Here is an 18,199-nt window from a genome sequence, read left to right on the forward strand (position 1 = left end):
GTTACATCCCTCCTGTTGCAGCATGCATAATTTTTTCCTGATCAGCTTCTTTACGATCGAGGATTCTGCTGATCTTTCCTTCATGAATGACAAGAATCCGGTCACTCATTCCCAAAATTTCCGGCAGCTCGGAGGATACCATGATGATGGACACTCCCTGCTCCGTCAGTTCATTCATAATCTGATAGATTTCCTTTTTCGCCCCAACGTCCACCCCGCGGGTCGGTTCGTCCAGGATCAGCACTTTCGGCTGATTGTTCACCCATTTACCGATGACGATCTTCTGCTGATTTCCGCCACTCAATGATTTGACGATCTGTTCGCCGCCGGACGTCTTGACGTGTAACTTTTTAATAAGACGCTCTGTTTCCTTCTGCTCTTCACTTGCTGAGATCACACCGCCATTTGACACCGCTTTCAAATTGGTAAGCGTGAAATTTTCGCGGACGGTCATCCCTACAACAAGCCCTTTATCTTTGCGGTCCTCTGTCACAAACGCGAGTCCAGCTGCAATCGCATCGGATGGTTTTGTAATATTCAACGGTTTGCCGTTCAGATAAACGGTGCCGCCGTCCTTCTTCTTATAGCCGAAGATCGCTTCCATGATCTCAGTCCGCCCTGCGCCCATCAGGCCAGCGATACCTAAGATTTCGCCCTGTTTGACGTCAAAGTGAATATCTTCAAACAGTTCTTTTCTTGAAAGTCCTTCCACTCTCAGCCTTTCCGGGCCGATCTTCGCCTGCCGTTCAGGAAAACGCTCTCCAAGCTGGCGGCCGACCATCATCGAAACAATCTCGTCGAAATTCGTTTCCTTGACGATCTTCGTACCGATAAAATCACCGTCCCGGAGTACCGAGATCCGGTCACAGATCTGAAAGATTTCCTCCATCCTGTGGGAGATGTAGACGATTCCGACGCCTTGCTGCTTCAGTTTTTCAATCACGGTAAAAAGCGCCTCGATTTCACGGTCGGTAAGTGCCGCCGTGGGCTCGTCCATGATGATGCAGTCGGAATTCGTTTCAAGCACTTTTGCGATCTCGATCATCTGCTGCTGTCCGACCGAAAGCTCGCCGGCCACCGCATCGGGATTGAGCTCCACACCGAGCTGCTGCAGTGCGTTTTTCGTTCGTTTTCTCATTTCAGTTGTCCGCATGATGCCTGTTTTGCCGTACGCCAGCTCCTTTCCCAAGAAAAGATTTTCCGTCACGGTCAGATACGGAATGATGTTCAGCTCCTGATGCACAACACCGATCCCCATCTCTTCAGCCTCTTTCGGATTGGAAAAATACACGTCCTTCCCTTTCACCGTGATCGTCCCTTTGTCTCGTTCATAGATGCCAGCCATGATCTTCATCAATGTTGATTTGCCTGCGCCGTTCTCACCCATTAGGGCATGAACTTCCCCAGCCTTCACATCAAAGTTCACATTTTTCAGCACATGAACATCTGAAAATGATTTATAGATACCGGATAAGTGAACAAGTGACTGCTCTTTCATTAGAAAATCACCCCCGAATGTAAAATGATGTTGGCAAAAGGTGTCGTTTCACCTGTGCGGATGACCGCCTTCGCATTCTTCGTTAAGTCCTTGAATGCTTCATGAGGCACGATCTCCTGCGCGGTGCCTGGCACCGTGTCCAGAACTTTTTTGAGATACGCCTCGTTCTCCTCCAGCTCCTGCGCCAGTGTCACCTTCTCAACCTTCATGTCATCCGCGACTGCCTGCAATGTTTCCAGGAAACCGGGTGTCCCGATCGACAGGGCGATGTCGATTCGTTTAACATTATCCGGGATCGGTAAGCCGCAGTCGGCGATGACGATCGTATCTGTGTGGCCCATTCGCGCGAGAACCGAAGCGATCTCGCTGTTCAGTATGCCTTGTTTTTTCATCTGCATCACTCCTTTCTCATGGTGTTTTCTTGCATCGATTTGAACGGGAGTAATTAGTGGATCAGCCGTTAACCGCGATGAACTGTTCAACTTCCGCTTTCGTAGGCATTCCGTTCTGCGCCCCGAGCTTTGTCGTCGAGAGGGCAGCAACCGCGTTGCCAAATTTACAGGCAGCTTTCAGGGACAGCCCCTGGCTTAGTCCGACCGCAAGACCGCCGTTAAAGGAATCACCCGCACCTGTCGTATCGATAACGTCGACCTTGTATGAACGGACGTTGATCTCTTCTCCATCTTTATAAAAAGTTAGGCCTTTTGAACCCTTCGTTACGATGACCTTTTCCTTGATGAACTGTTCATCCCGCCCTTTCAGCAGCAATTCGAGTTCGTGTTCATTCGGTGTGATGTAGTCGACTTGCGATAGGAGTTCTTCAGACAACCCCTGAATAGGAGCAGGGTTGAGGACTACTTTTACACCGTTTTCCTTGGCGATGCTCACTGCTTTCTGAACACTTTCCAGCGGAATCTCCAGCTGAACGAGGAGAAAATCACTTCCGGCAATCGCATCCCGCTTTTTCCCCACAAATTCAGGGGTTACTTGATGGTTGGCCGCCGGTACAACGATGATGCTGTTGTCTCCTTCCGATACAAGGATGGTCGCTGTTCCGGTGGAGCCAGGGACCTGCTCTACGTCAGTTACGTCCAATCCCTGCTTTTTTAAATGATCCTTGAGCTCGGAGCCAAAAACATCATCTCCAACACAGCCTACCATGCGGACATCCGCTCCCAGTCTTGCGGCAGCTACTGCCTGGTTCGCCCCTTTTCCGCCGGGAATCGTTTTAAACTCCTGTCCGAGAAGCGTCTCCCCCATCTTCGGAACTTTGTTCGAAATCGTCACCAGATCCATATTAATGCTTCCCACTACCGTAATCTTAGCTGCCATCGCGAGCCCTCCTTTTTGTTTGTCGATTTCGTTCTCGTGCCTTTTCGGTGCCAGGCACCGGCGTTACACAAGTGTGTAATTGCGGTGCCTGACACCAAAAACATAGGCACCAAAACCCTTACACCTTCCTCGTTGATTCCCGTTCGATCAGTTCTACATCGAACTCAAAGAAGGTATTTTCAACTGCTTTTTTCTCGATCAGTTTGACAAGAAGATCCGCGACGATTGTTCCCATATCGTAGATCGGCTGGCCTACTGTGGTCAGTTCTGGCGTTGTAGCCTCAGCCAATGAGATTCCATCGAAGCCAATGATGGCCAAATCTTCGGGAACCCTTTTTCCGAACTTGTGGGCCGCTTTGATTGCACCGATGGCCATCACATCGTTTCCGGCAAAGATTCCATCGATCTCAGGATGGCGGCCGAGCAGTTGAAGCGTAGCGTTAATCGCTGTCTTCATATCATAGTTGCCGTCTTCGATATAGCTGCTGTCGAACCACGGTTCACTCCCCACTTCTTCCAGATAACCGGTACGGCGCTCCATCGCGTTATCAATATGCTCCGGTCCGCTGAGATGGGCGATTCGTTTACATCCCATTTCTAATAGGAAACCCGTCGCTTTTCGTGCGCCGCTCTTATTTTTTACAACCACAGTCGGAATGTCAGCATTGATTTTACGGTCGATGCTGACGACCGGTATGTTCAGCTGTTTCACTTTTTCGGCAGTCAGTGTATTGGATGCAACAATGAGGCCGTCTACATATTTCTGAAGCAGGATCTCAAGGTAATGCTCTTCTTTTTCCACGTTTTCATCGGTATTGCAGAAAACAACGTTATAACCAAGCTTGTGGGCCGTGTCTTCAACCGCCCTTGCGAGCTCCGGGAAAAAGGGGTTCACGATATCCGGTACCATCAGGCCGATGGTCTTTGACGTTTTCTTGTAGAGACTGCGGGCCACGGCGTTCGGCTTGTAGTTCAGCCGATCAATCGCTTCCTCCACCTTTTTCTTTGTATCTTCATTGACGTATCCATTGCTGTTCAGCACCCTGGACACCGTCGCAACAGAAACACCCGCCTGCTTTGCCACGTCTTTAATCGTTGCCATAATCAAACACTCCGATAAACTGCTATTTGGTGAGTTATGTTCTGTATGTGTAACCGGTTACACATGCACTGTAAAAAAATCCGTCTTACAATATGTAACCGGTTACACACAGTATAATCCCCTCTTTTTGAAATGTCAAAGGGAATTATTAATTGGTGCCAGGCACCGGCTTTTGACAAGTGTCAAAAAGCGGCACACCTGATCTGTTCGCCACAAAACTTTCATTGCAAAACTTTCTCCCTATTGACAAGTTCCTCAGCGCATAATAAGATTACTGACAGAATAGATAGAATTATCTGTTTATTTTTATGCCATTATATGAAAACTGCGTTTTATATTATAAAACAATCTACCTCTTTGTGAATACATAAAAGCCAGTCTTACCGCTAATTTTTCAATTTTGAAAGCGCTGCTAACCAGGCGTTTTATAAAAACAAGGAGGGATTGGGTAATGGAAGCAAGACTTGAGACGAAGCAAGCAAAACCGGTTAATTTCGCAAGGAAGTTTCGGTGGACGGTTGTTATTTGGTTATTGATTGGAGGAATTATTAACTACCTTGATCGCGCTAACCTTTCCATCGCTGCTCCAGAAATGATGAAAGAACTTGGGCTCACTGCCACAGATATTGGATTGCTGGGCACGGTGTTTTCCTGGAGTTATGCGCTAATGCAGCTGCCATCCGGATGGCTGATTGACCGTTTCGGGACAAGAAAAGTTTATACGATCGCATTGATTTGGTGGAGCGGTGCTACCATGCTGACTGGTGCTGTCAATAAGATGTCTTCCTTTATTGCCGCACGGGTTTTGCTCGGTGTCGGTGAAGCTCCCTGTTTTCCGACGATGGCCAAGATCACTTCCTATTGGTTTCCGAAAAAGGAACGGGGGCTGGCCACAGGCATTTGGGACTCCTCTTCCAAATGGGGCCCGGCTATCGCGCCGCCTCTGCTCGTTTTCATCATGGTAACGTTTGGCTGGAGAGCCCTCTTTTATATCACGGGTGCGATCGGCATCATTTTTGCCATCGGCTTTTTCATCTTTTATAAAAACCCGGACAAAAGCCGCAAGCTTACCGAGGCGGAGCTGGAATACATCAAGTCCGATGGAGCCGGCTCGGAACAAAACATTAAAGCATCGAACATTAAATGGAGACAATTATTTAAGTATCGCAGTGTATGGGGCATGATTCTTGGCTTTTTCTGTACGATTTGGATCTGGAATATCTTCCTGGTTTTCCTACCGCTATTTTTGACCAATGTTCATCATGTTTCTTTAAAAGAACTGGGTATTTACGCAGGTATTCCATGGCTTGGAGGAATCTTCGGAAACATTTTTGGCGGATACCTTACGAAAAAGCTCGTGGATAAAGAAATTACTACACCTATTAAAGCAAAGCGTGCACTTATTGGGATCAGCGCCATCTCTGCTGCCATTGTCGTTTGTGCGGTACCTTTCGTGTCTAGCCTTACGGCGACGCTCACATTATTGACGCTCGCCCTGTGCTTTATTTCGGCGATGACCGGGAGTGCCTGGGCGCTTGCCGGTGATATCGCACCGCCTTCCATGGTGGCTTCAGTTGGCGCCATTCAAAATTTCGGCGGCTATTTTGGAGGAGCCTTTTCCCCTGTCATAGCTGGAATGATTGTGGATGCGACAGGTTCTTACTCCTTGGCGTTTATCTCCGGAGGTTTGATCGCCGGCTGCGCTGCACTCTGCTACTGGTTTATCGTCAAGAATCCAATTCAAGAATAGGGGGCTGTCAAATTGAAACCAAAAGTTTTTATTGCACGTCCTATACCTTCCGAGGTGGAAGCTTATATCGCTGATCATTGCACCTGCGAAAAATGGACCGGTGCGTCACCCATTACTAGAAATGAACTTTTAGAGAGGCTTAAAGATGCAGAAGGCCTGCTTATTACCGGGGAAAAGATTGATGATGAACTGCTGGATCATGCCCCAAATCTAAAGGCGGTCAGTAATATTTCCGTCGGCTATAACAATTTCGACCTTGATGCCATGAAAAGAAGGAACATCATCGGGACGAATACCCCTGATGTTCTCAATGAAACGGTGGCCGATCTGGCCCTTGCTTTAATACTGTCCACAGCGCGCCGAATTCCTGAGCTCGACAAGCTGGTCAAGGACGGTAAATGGGAGGATCAGGATGATGAGCCGCTTTTCGGCGTCGACGTCCACGGAAAAACGTTAGGCATCATTGGTATGGGAAGGATCGGGGAGGCCATCGGGCGCCGTGCAAAATTCGGCTTTAACATGACTATTCAGTATCATAACCGGCACAGGAAACCTGAATCAGAAAAATTATTGGATGCTGATTATGTCTCAATGGAGGAACTCCTGCAAACCTCAGACTTTGTACTGTTAATGGTTCCCTATACAGAGGGGACCAAGCACCTGATAGGCAAAGAGCAGTTCGCTCTCATGAAAAATTCCGCCATCTTCATTAACACCTCGCGCGGCCAGACGGTCGATGAAAATGCCTTGATTCAAGCACTGCAAAACCAAGAGATCCTGGCCGCCGGCCTCGACGTATTTGATCAGGAACCCGTCTCACCTGACAACCCGTTGTTGAAGCTTCCAAACGTGGTGACACTGCCTCATATCGGTTCAGCCACTTACCAGACAAGATTCGATATGGCAATGCTCGCTGCCAAGAACCTAGTCGCTGCTGTAACTGGAAAACAACCGCCAAACATCGTCCAAGAACTAAAAAGCGGGATAAAGATTTAAAAGCGGTGCCAGGCACCTCAATTACACACATGTGTAATTCGGGGTGCCTGGCACCGTTAAATACATACTTCTAGCTCACTATAAAATAAATCCATTGTTGGATAATACTTTTTCATTTGTTTGTTATTGTAAAATAGTAGTCAAAAAAATAGCGAGAGGTGATGTATTTTGATGAAGATGGTAAAAAAAATGCTGATTCTGTTTGTAACGGGGTTTACGCTAGTTGCAGCACCAGGGTTATCGTACGCACAAACGCTGGTAAAGGGAAGTACAGGACATAAAGTAACCGCTCTGCAAAACCGCATGAAAAGTGCAGGATACTTTCACGGACCTGTTACCGGCTATTATGGACCTCTCACAAAATATGCGGTTGCTAATTTTCAGCTGGCTACCGGACTTGTCCCTGACGGTATTGCGGGGCCGCGTACATTTGGAAAATTAAATGATGTTGAAGTAATGGCCAGAGTGGTACACGGAGAAGCACGCGGTGAGTCCTACATCGGAAAAGTCGCAGTTGCTGCTGTTATCCTCAATCGTCTGGATGACTCCCGCTTCCCGAAGAATGCTCACGCTGTGATCCATCAGACTCATGCCTTCACTGCTGTTCATGACGGACAATATGACCTTTATCCAGGCTCCACTGCCTACCGAGCCGTCATCGACGCCATGAAAGGCTGGGATCCTACACACGGTTCGATTTTCTATTATAATCCTAACCTTGCTACGGACAGCTGGATATTCTCAAGAAAAAGCGTCACCCGCATCGGCAATCATCTATTCGCTAAATAATTTTTGGTGCCAGGCACCCCGCTTTTGACATATGTCAAAGAGCGGTGCCTGGCACCACTTATTGTCGAAATAAAATTTTTTATTACAAAGTAATTCGACATAATATTCAGATATTTTCTGATAGATTAATATTTGCACTCTATTATTGATGAAAAGGGGAAAGTAATATGAAAAAAAAGCTTGCTGTACTTTCAATGTGTTCCGCCCTGTCATTCTCACTGTTTTCGAGTATTATTGCCCAGCCCGCCAGTGCTGAGGAGTCATCCTCACCTGTCCATTATCTTCTTACATATAAAGGGAAAGTCCCTTCTAACCTGTCTGCAGAAATCGAACAGGCAGGCGGCTCTGTGGAACGAGTCGTTGAGGAAATTGGCGTTGTAGAAGCCAAATCTGCCTCCCCAGATTTCCTTGCAAAAGTTAAAGCAGATACAAACATACAAGCTGCGGACAAAGAGTTGGAAGTCTATTTGGAGGACGATCCGAATCCTGCTGACGGACAGCCAATCACATCCATTCCGCAGCCTGACTGGAACAATCCGAACCAAAACTATCATGACCTTCAGTGGGATATCAAACGAGTCACTAACGATTTCAAATCCTATGGCATCAACAAAGGAAACCATGATACGGTCGTAGGGATCATCGATACTGGAATGGACTTTAATCACCCAGATCTAAAAGCGAATGCCGATCTTGCCGGCAGTAAAACATTTGTGCCTGGCACGAAGGATGCCTGGGACCAAAACGGACATGGAACACACGTAGCCGGTTCCATTGCCGGAAACGGTAAAGTATACGGCGTAGGCCCGAACTTAACCGTACGCTCGTACCGGGTTTTCGGTGCTACAGGCGGTGCACAGCAATCATGGATTACCGATGCGATCGTTTCTGCAGCGAACGATGGAGTTGAGGTCATCAACATGAGCCTTGGCGGATGGCGCTGGATGGCGAACAACCTTGGGGAAAAAGGCGATTCCGCTTCCATGGTGGCTTATCACCGTGCCATGCAGTATGCTGCGAAAAAAGGTGTGACGGTTGTCGTTTCTTCCGGCAATGACTCCCGCAACTTGAATGACATTCATGACATGCAAACTTACTGGAAGGAAACGTATGGATTGGATATTAAGGGGCCTTCCCGTGTGGCACCTGCCCAAGTTCCTGGAGTCGTAACCGTTTCATCTTCCAACAAGTGGTCTAATGACAAAATCGCGTTCTATTCCAACTACGGCAGCGTGATCGACGTGGCTGGACCTGGCGGTGACAACGGCCCGGCATACGATGCCCTGTATCGCCAAGATCCAAAAGGAGACTATCTTAATAAGCGTGACTTTATGTACCGTGCATTCTCAACTTGGCCAACCTACCTGGCACCGTATGTAACAGGACACTTAAAGGGTTATGCCCTTCTTCACGGTACTTCCATGGCTGCACCGAAAGTAGCCGGTATCGCAGCGGTCATCAAATCACAGCATCCTGAATATTCACCAGCTCAAGTTCAGGCGAAGTTGCGCCAGACAGCTGTCGATCTTGGAAATGTGGGACAAGATCCGCTATTCGGGTCTGGAGAAGCCAACATCTATAATGCATTAACGAAATAAAAGTAAAATAAAAGGATCCCTCCCAGGGGGTCCTTTTATCTTATTTTTACATCCACCAGATCAGCGATCTTCACTCGATGGACCTCATGGTGGAAATCGACGACGCGCAGCTCTTTTTTATACGGATCTACATAATGCACCTTCCCGATCAGCAAATGAAAGTCCCCACTTCCAAAAATGGTCATACACAGATCCAAATTTTCGGCCATCGCCTCGCAGATGGTTTGTTCCATCAGCTCGTATTGCTGCTCATCCAGTTCCGGTTTTGTCTTCTTTTTATGATCCCAGTCAAACTCCCTTAAGCCCTTCATATGCTCGGGCATAAACATCCCTTGCCATTTAATCTTTCCGCGGTCACGAAGCATATTCTTCACCTGCCTTATCCTATTATATGCGAATATACGTTCGGTTTACACTGAAAATAATTGACAAATGATGCGCGGGATTTGTATAAACATGTAAATTGAAGGAATCGTTCCCATTGTTGGTCTGCAACCGTCATAAGGAATGTGTAAATTTAAAAATATTTTCACCAAACCTGTCATTTTCTGTTATATTAAAAAAGATATTGAACGATTAATAAGATTATTAATGGCTTATGACTATAATGAAGAGGTTGATGAAATGGACAGACGTTCAGCGAAAAAGCAGCGCAGAAAAAAACGCAGAGGACTAAAGGTTATTCTCCTTATCCTCGGCGTATTATTGCTCATCGGAGCAGGCGGCTTCTACTATATTTATGGCTCGGTGAAAAACACGGCCAACAAAATGCATGATGATGCGGCGTGGGATGGTTCCTCTAAACGGAAGGGCGATCTTACTCCTTCAAAAGGCGACCCGCTCTCCATCCTGATTTTAGGCGTTGATGAGCGTCAAGGTGACCGCGGCCGATCCGATACGCTCATTCTAGTGACCGTCAACCCGAATACGAACAAAATGGTCATGACCAGCATCCCGCGTGATACCCGGACTGAAATCATCGGAAAAGGCCGGGAGGATAAAATCAACCATGCCTATGCCTTTGGCGGAACAAAAATGACCATCAAGACCGTTGAAAACTTCCTGGACGTGCCCGTCGATTATTTTGTAAAAGTAAATATGGAGAGCTTCAAAGGAATTGTGGATGCGCTTGGCGGTGTGACCGTAAACAACGAGCGCCTTGCCTTCAACTATGATGGCTATTCGTTCCCGAAAGGCGAGCTGAAGCTGTCCGGTAAAGAAGCGCTAGCGTACACCCGTATGAGAAAAGAAGATCCTGAAGGTGACTTCGGCCGTAATGAACGCCAGCGCCAGGTGATCAGCGCGATCGTTAATGAAGGTGCACAAATTTCTTCTGTTACGAAAATGGGCGACATCTTAAACGTAGTCGGCTCCAACGTAAAAACGAACATGACCTTCGACGAGATGAAAGACATTCAATCCAACTATAAAGGCGCGCGCAACAACGTAGAAAACATCGAGATAAAGGGCCAGGGCCAGCGGATCAGCGGCATCTACTATCTCATCGTGCCGGAAGACGAGAAAACCAAAATTCAAACCACTTTAAAAAAAGAACTGGAAATCTAATTTGAAAGCAGTGAACCTTGCGGGGGTCGCTGTTTTTTTGTGGCGTGATGTTTATGCAATGGCGGATTGCGAGCTTGGATGCCGGACGAGTAAAGTGCTGATGGCGGCTTACAATGAATGCGTCGCATCCCGTTGGATGGTGTCGTGTATAAACGGATTGAACATAAAATCGCCATTTCGGAACATAACACCCATAGATTTGAACATAAAAATCTGCGGTAGGTCTATTTTGCGTGCAAATCTGGCGTTTTAGCTCCAAAAATGGCTTTTCAGTAGTAAAAAGCCCTCTTGCGAAAGACTCCGATGTGAAATTTACTCAAAATCATTCATTTGTTCTAGAAAACGGCTGCGGCCTTTTTGAATAGTTTTCCTCAAAAAAGATCAGGCAGAGAGGACTGCCTGATCTTTTTATTATCGAAATCCCTACTTTTATTATTGAATGAAGCTTTTAGCCCATTCAGTTATGCGTTTACCAATTAATTACACTCGATTAGTTTAACGAAAGATCAACGAGGCCGCAAGCACGGATGCTTGCGGCTTTTCATCACCATTTATAATTGTAAATCTTCCAGGCGGCTTTCTCACTGGATTTTGAAAGATAAAGGGTTTGATGGTACGTGTACATATCATCTTTGTCATATTGATAGACTTTCAGGTACCATGCTCCGTCCTTCGTATAGTACGTGATGGAAGGCTTTTCAGGCGCCTCTTTCCCGCTCCAGTCAAATCCCCAGATCCGATACATCGGGAAGTCTGTCGCCAGCCACTCATACAGCTTGTTTCCCTTTTTGTCCTTCTTGTGTGAAGTCATGTCATATTTTATGAGATTGTCGATGTAGGCTGAAGTATAGCCGGGCGATTGCAGCTGATGAATCTGCTTTTTTGTATATGTCTTGTTGTTGGCGATCTTATCTTGAATGTTTATGGCTCTGTCTGTAATCGATTTGGCGTCTGTACGGGACATCGTATGGTAGAACCTTAGATATTTGGTCGCGACATAGCCGTTTTTCTTGTTGTATTTGATCTTGGCCCATCCGCTCTTCGTCTGGGAGTAGATGGTTAGCCTTGTATTGTCTTTATGCGACCCGATAATCTTGTACTGTGTTCCCGGCCCGCTTCTGACGTTCAGCTTTCCTGATGTAATATCAACATAGGCCGTTTTTGTGGATGAGGCTTGAGCGATTCGGGACGGAAAAAGAGAAGTGACGAGCCCGATGGCCAGCAACACAATGACTACGAGTTTCAGAAAGCCCTTTTTCATGCCGAGTTTTTCCTCCCTTACGGATTTTCGTGGACATGCCGTACCGTTCCATCTTATGTCTCATGACTGTTGTTTATGTAAAAAAATAGAAACAATAACTAGCTTTTACATACCCTTTTTTTCGGTGTTGTAGTCCAAAAAAAAAACGACGATTTCATCATTCGCCGTTCTGCGTTTTTACGATTTGGCTGACTCTGTTTTGCATGGAAGCGATCACCGTTTTCTTGTATTGGACCGCGAGCAGGAGGACTTTCATCTGCTGTGCCCGTGACAGGTTTTGAAAACGGGGTTCCTTTGTTAAAAATGCCCGGACGATCTTCCAGCTTTTCGGATGCATCGGAAAATCATCGATCGGCTGCCTGCCGCTGAAGCGCGTGAGCCATGTTTTGAAGCCGGAAGGTTCATCGACGATACACGGCGCATATTTGTTTTTCGTATTTTTTTTCAGATAATCCAGACGGTCCTGTCCGCTGACAACTACATAATGGCCGTCTTTCTTGCTTTTCTGGACAACAAGCACGTTCATGCAGTCCCACATGATATTTCGGAGCTTCTTCAAATGCTCCGTTAATTTTATGGATATTCCGGATTTAATGCTGCTCAAAGGGATATATTGCACCGTAAACTTCATGTTCTGCCTCCTCCAAAAGATGAGTGAGCGTGATATTCTTAGGCAGTATATGAAAAACGTGGGCGGTTGATACATTGTATCATCAAAAGCAGACGGTTCTTCCTCCTTCTCTTTGGCCATAATGGTAAGGAATCTTGAAAGGGGGTGAGGACCTTGAGAAGAAAAACAATTATGGTATTCAGCACACTTTTTATGATCTTCATGCTTGTCCTGTTCATCATTTACCTTGTCAAGGGCGATTCTTCACGCTGGCAGGTTGCTCTCGGTGGAGTAGTGGTAAGCGGACTTCCGCTTTTGCTGCTTCGGTCAAGGCCGATTCCTTTTAACTCCGCCCTTATTATCGGCTATTATCTGCTTCTTTTTTGTACAACGTATTTGGGCTCTCTTGCGAGTTTTTATCTGCATTTCAAATGGTGGGATACCACGCTTCACCTCTATAAAGGAATCTTTGTCGGTTTTGCCGCCATCGCACTCTATAAAATCTTTATCCCGGCACATGTGCGAAAAGACGTCTCACCCTGGATGATCTTCCTCCTCGTCTTCTCCCTTCCCGTCATCGCCACCGTTTTGTGGGAGATCTACGAGTTTGTGGGTGATCAGTTTTTCACCCACACGATGCAGATGGGTGGAAACAAGGACACGATGCTCGATATCATCTTCGGCATGGCGGGCGGGCTAGTTGTAGCGGTTTATGCCTGGCTTCGCCGTGGAAAAGTCTAGTAGTAACGAAGGGGTGCCAGGCACCGCCGTTACATACTTGTGTAATTGCGGTGTCAGGCACCATAAGAAGGCACCGTAAGATAGAGGGAGGTAGTTGTATGTGGATTGCCGCCTTGTGGGGAGGCGTTTCCGGCTCTGCGGTTTTACTGGGAGCCCTAGCGGCGATGTCTTTCCCCATCAAAAAGAGAATCATCGGCTTTATCATGGCGTTCGGGACGGGTGTATTGATCGGCGCTGCCACCTACGAACTGCTTGGGGAGTCCGCTCATTCAGGAGGATTATTTCCGACGTCCATGGGATTTTTAATCGGGGCGGTTGTATTTACTGTGCTGGATCTCATCGTTTCCCGGAAAGGAGCACACAAAAGGAAACGGTCATCTGGACAGGATGGGTCACCGAGCGGCTCCGGCTTTGCGATTTTTATCGGAACCGTGATGGACGCCATCCCCGAATCCATCATTGTCGGGGCGAGTCTGATCGAGAATAACAGCGTCAGCTGGCTGCTCGTCATCGCCATTTTTATTAGTAACATTCCTGAAGGGCTGTCAAGTACGGCAGGGATGCTTAAAAGCAATATAAGTAAAAAGAAGATTCTTGTTCTCTGGATGACCGTTCTGATGATCTCGGCGTTCTGTTCATGGGCTGGATATCTATTTCTGGAAGATGCTTCAGAAGAACTGATGGCGATCATCGCTTCCTTTGCGGCAGGCGGGATCATCACCATGGTCGGCTCGACGATGCTGCCTGAAGCTTTTGAAGAAGGGGGTTCACTTGTCGGGCTGATCGCTTCTGTCGGGTTGCTCATTTCACTCATTTTAACAAGAATTTAATGATGTCATCTGGTGTCAGTTCCGTCTTTATAAATGGACGGGAACTGACATTTTTTTTTGCAATAACTACATAATTCCTTACAGCATCTCGGGACATACGGCTTGCCGGGTGCCGAGAAAAACAGGCTGCGCGGCGCCCGTATCTTTAATCTCGATGAAAGGACCAAGGATGTTCTCGTCGAGACACATATGGTGTTTGCCAAAGATTATGGGATTCAATAAATAAACAGTGCCAGGCACCCGATCTTTGACATATGTCAAAAGCGGGTGCCTGGCACTGTTTTGCTTTATTAAACGCTTTTCGCGCGTCTTCCACTGAACTTGCCAACCACCACAACCAGAATAGCGAGAGCAATCGGCAATGCAAGGTGAAGGTTAAAATGAAAGGCCTCTAAGTAATGACCGACGGCCTTGTCCTTTAACATCATCTCGCCGGCTGTGTAGCCCAGAAGAGCTGCCCCGATGATGATGATGATCGGGAATTTCGCCATAATCTTCATCAGAAGCTGGCTTCCCCAGATGATCAATGGAATACTGATGATCAAACCAAGAATGATGAGCACTATGTTTCCGTTCGCTGCTCCTGCCACGGCCACAATGTTATCGAGACTCATGACCAAGTCAGCAACAATAATCGTTTTGATGGCTCCAGACAAGCTGGAATTTGCCTCAATGTTTTCATCCTCTTCTCCCTTTAGAAGACTGATGGCGATCCATAAAAGCAGCAGTCCGCCAACAAAGTTCAAGAAAGGAATTTTCAGCAAGTATACTGCGACAAATGTTAAAACTACCCTTAGAAATACCGCCCCAAACGTCCCAAAGAAAATCGCCTTATTCCTGTGCCGCTCCTCAAGGTTACGGCAGGCGAGTGCGATAACGACCGCATTATCACCGCTTAACACAATATTTATAAGGAGGATTTCCAAGAGATTTACCAATAAATTATCCATGAAACCACCTTATCTATAACGAATGTTTTTCTAATTCACATTATAATAGTTTACCATTTTTTATTCTATATCATAACATTTTTGCTCATAAAAACTATTTTTAGTATTAGACTTTGTAAAAAAAGGTGACAACCACCATACAAAAAAAGCGACAAGACATTTCTCAGAAATACTTAGTATTACTAAATAACACCATGTCGATCCACTAACTGCAATCGCGCAGTAAATAGAAGGTTTATCTCCTGTGTACACCACCTCTCCCCTATTGAAATTAGTCAGTTCTAAAATCACTTTCGACATATTTCCCGGGAAAGTGCATATCACTCCTAATAAAAAGCCCTTCTGCATGCCGCAGAAAAGCTCATCTAATCATCGGCAAAAGAAGCACCAGTCTCACTGTCATCGTCATATCTAGTAGAGAAAGCTTCCCTATACGGGACCATTAGTCCTTCCTGTTTTCATGGATCGGATAAACGATGGTGTTTAACAAGGCACCAAGAATGATAATCATGGCAGACAAGTAAAACCAAAGCATCAGGACGACAATCCCGCCCAGCTGCCCATACAGCGCTGAATAATTGTTGCCTCTGACATAAGCGGCAAATCCCATCGAAACGAGCTGCCAGCCGATCATGGAAAAAAAGGCGCCTGGCAGTACTCTCACCACTTTTAACTTGACGTTCGGAGCAAAATAATAAAGTCCGATAAAGAACAGGAATAAAAAAAGAGTTCCGATTCCCCACTGTATGAGGATCCATAATTTATGATAGCCCTCTAAGGAAAAAACATCGTTTAAGTAATGCTTCATCAGCTGTTCAATGATCGGAACGAATACCGAGAATAAAATCACGAGCATGAAGCCGATCGTTAGCAAGATTCCTTCTAATATTTGTTTTATAAAGCTTTCCTTTACCTTAATATCGTACGCATCATTCAATACGCGTTTAATGCATTGAAAACCCATCGAAGAAAGCCATAACGTGAAAATTAAACTGAATGAAAGCAGATTGCCCTTCTGGAGCGTCACCGTATACGCCAGCGTCCTTTCGATCAGATGGTACGTATTTTCCGGCGCATAGGGTTTAGCAAGTTCCAAAATGTTTTCTTCTTGTATGGGCAGGTAGGCCAACAATGAATAAATTACCAATAAAAAAGGAAACACGGACATCAAAAAGTAATAGGCCATTTGGGCCGACAAATCATAGACTCTCAACGTAAAAAAGCGGTTAGCGAGCTTTCTGAGAATATAAGCAGCGGTCATAATTAGCCCCCTTTCCCTTTACGGCCGGCTTGTCATTCCGCAATTATACCTATCACTGAATAAAATGCAAATGGAAGAACGCCCCCACTTCTGCCTTCCTCTGGTGGACATGGTACAAAGGATATGTGGGTTCTCGGGGTTCTAGAACCAAAAATGGTGCCAGGCACCGGCTTTTGACATATGTCAAAACGCGGTGCCAACACCACTATGTTAACTCCTGATGCACTACAAGTGCAGCCCTTATAGCCGATTCGATGGAGCCTTGCATCCAGCCGTGGCTTTTTGTCGCATGTTCCCCAGCAAAATGAAGCCTGCATTCCGGAGTAGAAATGGCATCTCCGAATTCCAGCTCCTGATACGGCTTAAACATCGTGAACGCACCGCCGGCATAAGGATTGTGCGTCCAGCAATAGGAAACACCCGCCGTAAACTCCCTGAATACTTGCGAGCCATGCAAAAGGGAGAGGCACTTGAGCGTTTCATAGATCCTCGACTGCCTTGGCAGGCAGCTCCAGAGATTGGAATCATCTTCCCACGTATAGCTTCCGAGCACTACACCGGACTGGACTCCTGAGGGATAGTGGCTCGGATAATATGTAAACCGGGATGCCTGGTCTGTTATCGCTTTTCCTCCCCGTAAACCCTCATCTTCCCAGAATCGCCGTTTAAATTGCAGACCTACTTTTGTGGAAGGCACATAATGGAGCTCCCGAATCGCTCGTCTTTTAAAGTATGACAGTGACTGCTCAGGCTCAATCTGTACGAAATTCAATACGGAAAAAGGCAAGGTGATAATCACGCGGTCAGCTTCAAAGGTTTCCGTTTGTCTGCTTGACGGATGTTCCGTATGTAATGTTACTGTTTTTGGACCCTGTACGATTTTCCTTATTCGTTTTTCCAACAGCAGCCGGTCACCTAGGCGCGGGATAAAAGCTTGTGGAAGCTGATCATTCCCTCCAGTAATCTCAAACCACCTCAGCTCCGGTTTAATAAAGATAAGGAGGATGTCCCGGAACGTTTCCAGAAAAGAAAGCTCAGGAAATCCTTCGAGTGAAAGAAGGACCTTGATTTGATCCACCGCACCTGCAGATAAAGACCTCCCGAAGGGGTTATGTTTCAGGAACGTATCTACTGAATAGTTCCCGAAGCGTTTGATCACTGTGGGCCAATGCTGTTCTGGGTCCATTTTCACATAATCGACGAGCGGCTGAATGGCAAATCTTAAAAGGTTTACGGCTGTTAGTCCTTTCTCATGTTCGGCGACCGGGAAGCCAAGAAGGTCAGGATTTTTATCATAATTAGCCGAACGTACTCTTCTTCCATTAATATAAAATAAATCATCCGGCAAGCCGTTTACAAACCGCTTGTACGGCAGTCTGAACTTATTGAGGTACTCGAACACCAGCTTGTGATCTTCAGGTATCCGCATGGCTCCCGCCTCAAAATGGTGGCCATCTGAAAAAGGTGACCGGACGGAATAGATTCGTCCTCCTACCCGCTGGGAAGCTTCTAAAATCCGTACGTCATGCCCGGCATCCAGCAGCAGAGTACTTGCAACAAGCCCGGCGATTCCGTCTCCAGCCACGATGATCTTCTTTCGCCTGGCGGCAGGAAGCAGACCATTTCTGATGATGATCTGCATCTGTTTTTCTGACAGCACTGTTCTTTCCATACGATTACCCCCCTCAACGAAACGCCGTTCATTCCCAATATATTCCGTTTTTGAAAGAATAATTAATTTTACTATAACAATAATTGATAAATCCCCATCCCGAATGCAGGGATAATCTGTAGGAATCCTCCTAATATACCTAACTTCCAAGGACATTTTCCTCTCATAGGGCAATAGGCCTGTTTCTTATACAAAGATAAAAAACCCTCAACTGCCAGGAGTTCGCAGTGAGCTAACCTAAAT

Annotated in this window: 17 protein-coding genes; 7 read left to right on the forward strand and 10 right to left on the reverse strand. The window is 46.4% G+C overall.

What is annotated here, in order from left to right; genetic code table 11:
- Position 1: 1 nt before the first annotated feature.
- From ABHN01_RS05245 to ABHN01_RS05260, 4 genes are all read right to left on the reverse strand, one after another.
- Positions 2-1,498 (reverse strand): sugar ABC transporter ATP-binding protein, encoded by a 1,497-nt coding sequence (locus ABHN01_RS05245; RefSeq protein WP_429874683.1) that lies wholly within the window; start codon positions 1,496-1,498, stop codon positions 2-4.
- Positions 1,498-1,890, reverse strand: a complete 393-nt coding sequence (rbsD, locus tag ABHN01_RS05250) for a D-ribose pyranase (protein ID WP_429874697.1) — start codon at positions 1,888-1,890, stop codon at positions 1,498-1,500. The genes ABHN01_RS05245 and rbsD overlap by 1 nt, the downstream gene beginning before the upstream one ends.
- Before the next feature lie 61 nt (positions 1,891-1,951).
- Entirely contained in the window at positions 1,952-2,830 is an 879-nt protein-coding gene (gene rbsK / locus ABHN01_RS05255) for a ribokinase (protein WP_429874684.1), read from the reverse strand.
- Between the two features lie 118 nt (positions 2,831-2,948).
- Entirely contained in the window at positions 2,949-3,932 is a 984-nt protein-coding gene (locus ABHN01_RS05260; protein WP_429874685.1) for a LacI family DNA-binding transcriptional regulator, read from the reverse strand.
- Positions 3,933-4,383: 451 nt separating this feature from the next.
- Between ABHN01_RS05260 and ABHN01_RS05265 the strand changes: the two genes are divergently transcribed.
- From ABHN01_RS05265 to ABHN01_RS05280, 4 genes are all read left to right on the forward strand, one after another.
- Complete coding sequence (locus ABHN01_RS05265) at positions 4,384-5,682, forward strand: MFS transporter (protein ID WP_429874686.1); 1,299 nt, start codon at positions 4,384-4,386, stop codon at positions 5,680-5,682.
- A gap of 12 nt (positions 5,683-5,694) precedes the next feature.
- On the forward strand, positions 5,695-6,678 hold the full coding sequence (locus tag ABHN01_RS05270; RefSeq protein WP_429874687.1) for a 2-hydroxyacid dehydrogenase: 984 nt from the start codon (positions 5,695-5,697) through the stop codon (positions 6,676-6,678).
- 171 nt (positions 6,679-6,849) lie between these two features.
- Positions 6,850-7,467, forward strand: coding sequence for a cell wall hydrolase (locus ABHN01_RS05275; protein WP_429874688.1), 618 nt, complete (start codon positions 6,850-6,852; stop codon positions 7,465-7,467).
- A gap of 167 nt (positions 7,468-7,634) precedes the next feature.
- A complete protein-coding gene (locus ABHN01_RS05280) occupies positions 7,635-9,065 on the forward strand; it encodes a S8 family serine peptidase (protein ID WP_429874689.1) in 1,431 nt (476 codons plus the stop codon).
- Positions 9,066-9,100: 35 nt separating this feature from the next.
- On the opposite strand, the gene ABHN01_RS05285 is transcribed toward ABHN01_RS05280, so the two are convergent.
- Positions 9,101-9,430 (reverse strand): YolD-like family protein, encoded by a 330-nt coding sequence (locus tag ABHN01_RS05285; protein WP_429874698.1) that lies wholly within the window; start codon positions 9,428-9,430, stop codon positions 9,101-9,103.
- A gap of 259 nt (positions 9,431-9,689) precedes the next feature.
- On the opposite strand from ABHN01_RS05285, the gene ABHN01_RS05290 reads away from it, so the two are divergent.
- Complete coding sequence (locus ABHN01_RS05290; RefSeq protein WP_429874690.1) at positions 9,690-10,631, forward strand: LytR family transcriptional regulator; 942 nt, start codon at positions 9,690-9,692, stop codon at positions 10,629-10,631.
- A 544-nt stretch (positions 10,632-11,175) separates the two neighbouring features.
- Here the strand turns inward: ABHN01_RS05290 and ABHN01_RS05295 are convergent.
- Entirely contained in the window at positions 11,176-11,892 is a 717-nt protein-coding gene (locus tag ABHN01_RS05295; RefSeq protein ID WP_429874691.1) for an SH3 domain-containing protein, read from the reverse strand.
- 157 nt (positions 11,893-12,049) lie between these two features.
- Positions 12,050-12,523 (reverse strand): hypothetical protein, encoded by a 474-nt coding sequence (locus ABHN01_RS05300; RefSeq protein WP_429874692.1) that lies wholly within the window; start codon positions 12,521-12,523, stop codon positions 12,050-12,052.
- Positions 12,524-12,667: 144 nt separating this feature from the next.
- Here ABHN01_RS05300 and ABHN01_RS05305 point away from each other — a divergent pair, with 144 nt between their 5' ends.
- Together ABHN01_RS05305 and ABHN01_RS05310 are read left to right on the forward strand one after the other, a co-directional pair.
- Positions 12,668-13,243 (forward strand): membrane-spanning protein, encoded by a 576-nt coding sequence (locus tag ABHN01_RS05305; RefSeq protein ID WP_429874693.1) that lies wholly within the window; start codon positions 12,668-12,670, stop codon positions 13,241-13,243.
- A gap of 98 nt (positions 13,244-13,341) precedes the next feature.
- Positions 13,342-14,073 (forward strand): ZIP family metal transporter, encoded by a 732-nt coding sequence (locus ABHN01_RS05310; protein ID WP_429874694.1) that lies wholly within the window; start codon positions 13,342-13,344, stop codon positions 14,071-14,073.
- A gap of 290 nt (positions 14,074-14,363) precedes the next feature.
- Here the strand turns inward: ABHN01_RS05310 and ABHN01_RS05315 are convergent, their stop codons facing one another.
- The 3 genes from ABHN01_RS05315 to ABHN01_RS05325 all read right to left on the reverse strand — a co-directional run bounded on the left by ABHN01_RS05315 (position 14,364) and on the right by ABHN01_RS05325 (position 17,956).
- A complete protein-coding gene (locus ABHN01_RS05315; protein ID WP_290397868.1) occupies positions 14,364-15,023 on the reverse strand; it encodes a TerC family protein in 660 nt (219 codons plus the stop codon).
- Positions 15,024-15,465: 442 nt separating this feature from the next.
- Positions 15,466-16,284 carry a YihY/virulence factor BrkB family protein gene (locus ABHN01_RS05320; RefSeq protein WP_429874695.1) on the reverse strand — a complete coding sequence of 273 codons (819 nt, stop codon included), beginning with the start codon at positions 16,282-16,284 and terminating at the stop codon, positions 15,466-15,468.
- A gap of 205 nt (positions 16,285-16,489) precedes the next feature.
- A complete protein-coding gene (locus ABHN01_RS05325; RefSeq protein WP_429874696.1) occupies positions 16,490-17,956 on the reverse strand; it encodes a flavin monoamine oxidase family protein in 1,467 nt (488 codons plus the stop codon).
- Between the last annotated feature and the right edge of the window lie 243 nt (positions 17,957-18,199).

Source organism: Fictibacillus sp. NRS-1165, assembly GCF_050468105.1.
In the GTDB taxonomy this organism is placed as follows: Bacteria; Bacillota; Bacilli; order Bacillales; family Fictibacillaceae; genus Fictibacillus_C; species Fictibacillus_C terrinigri.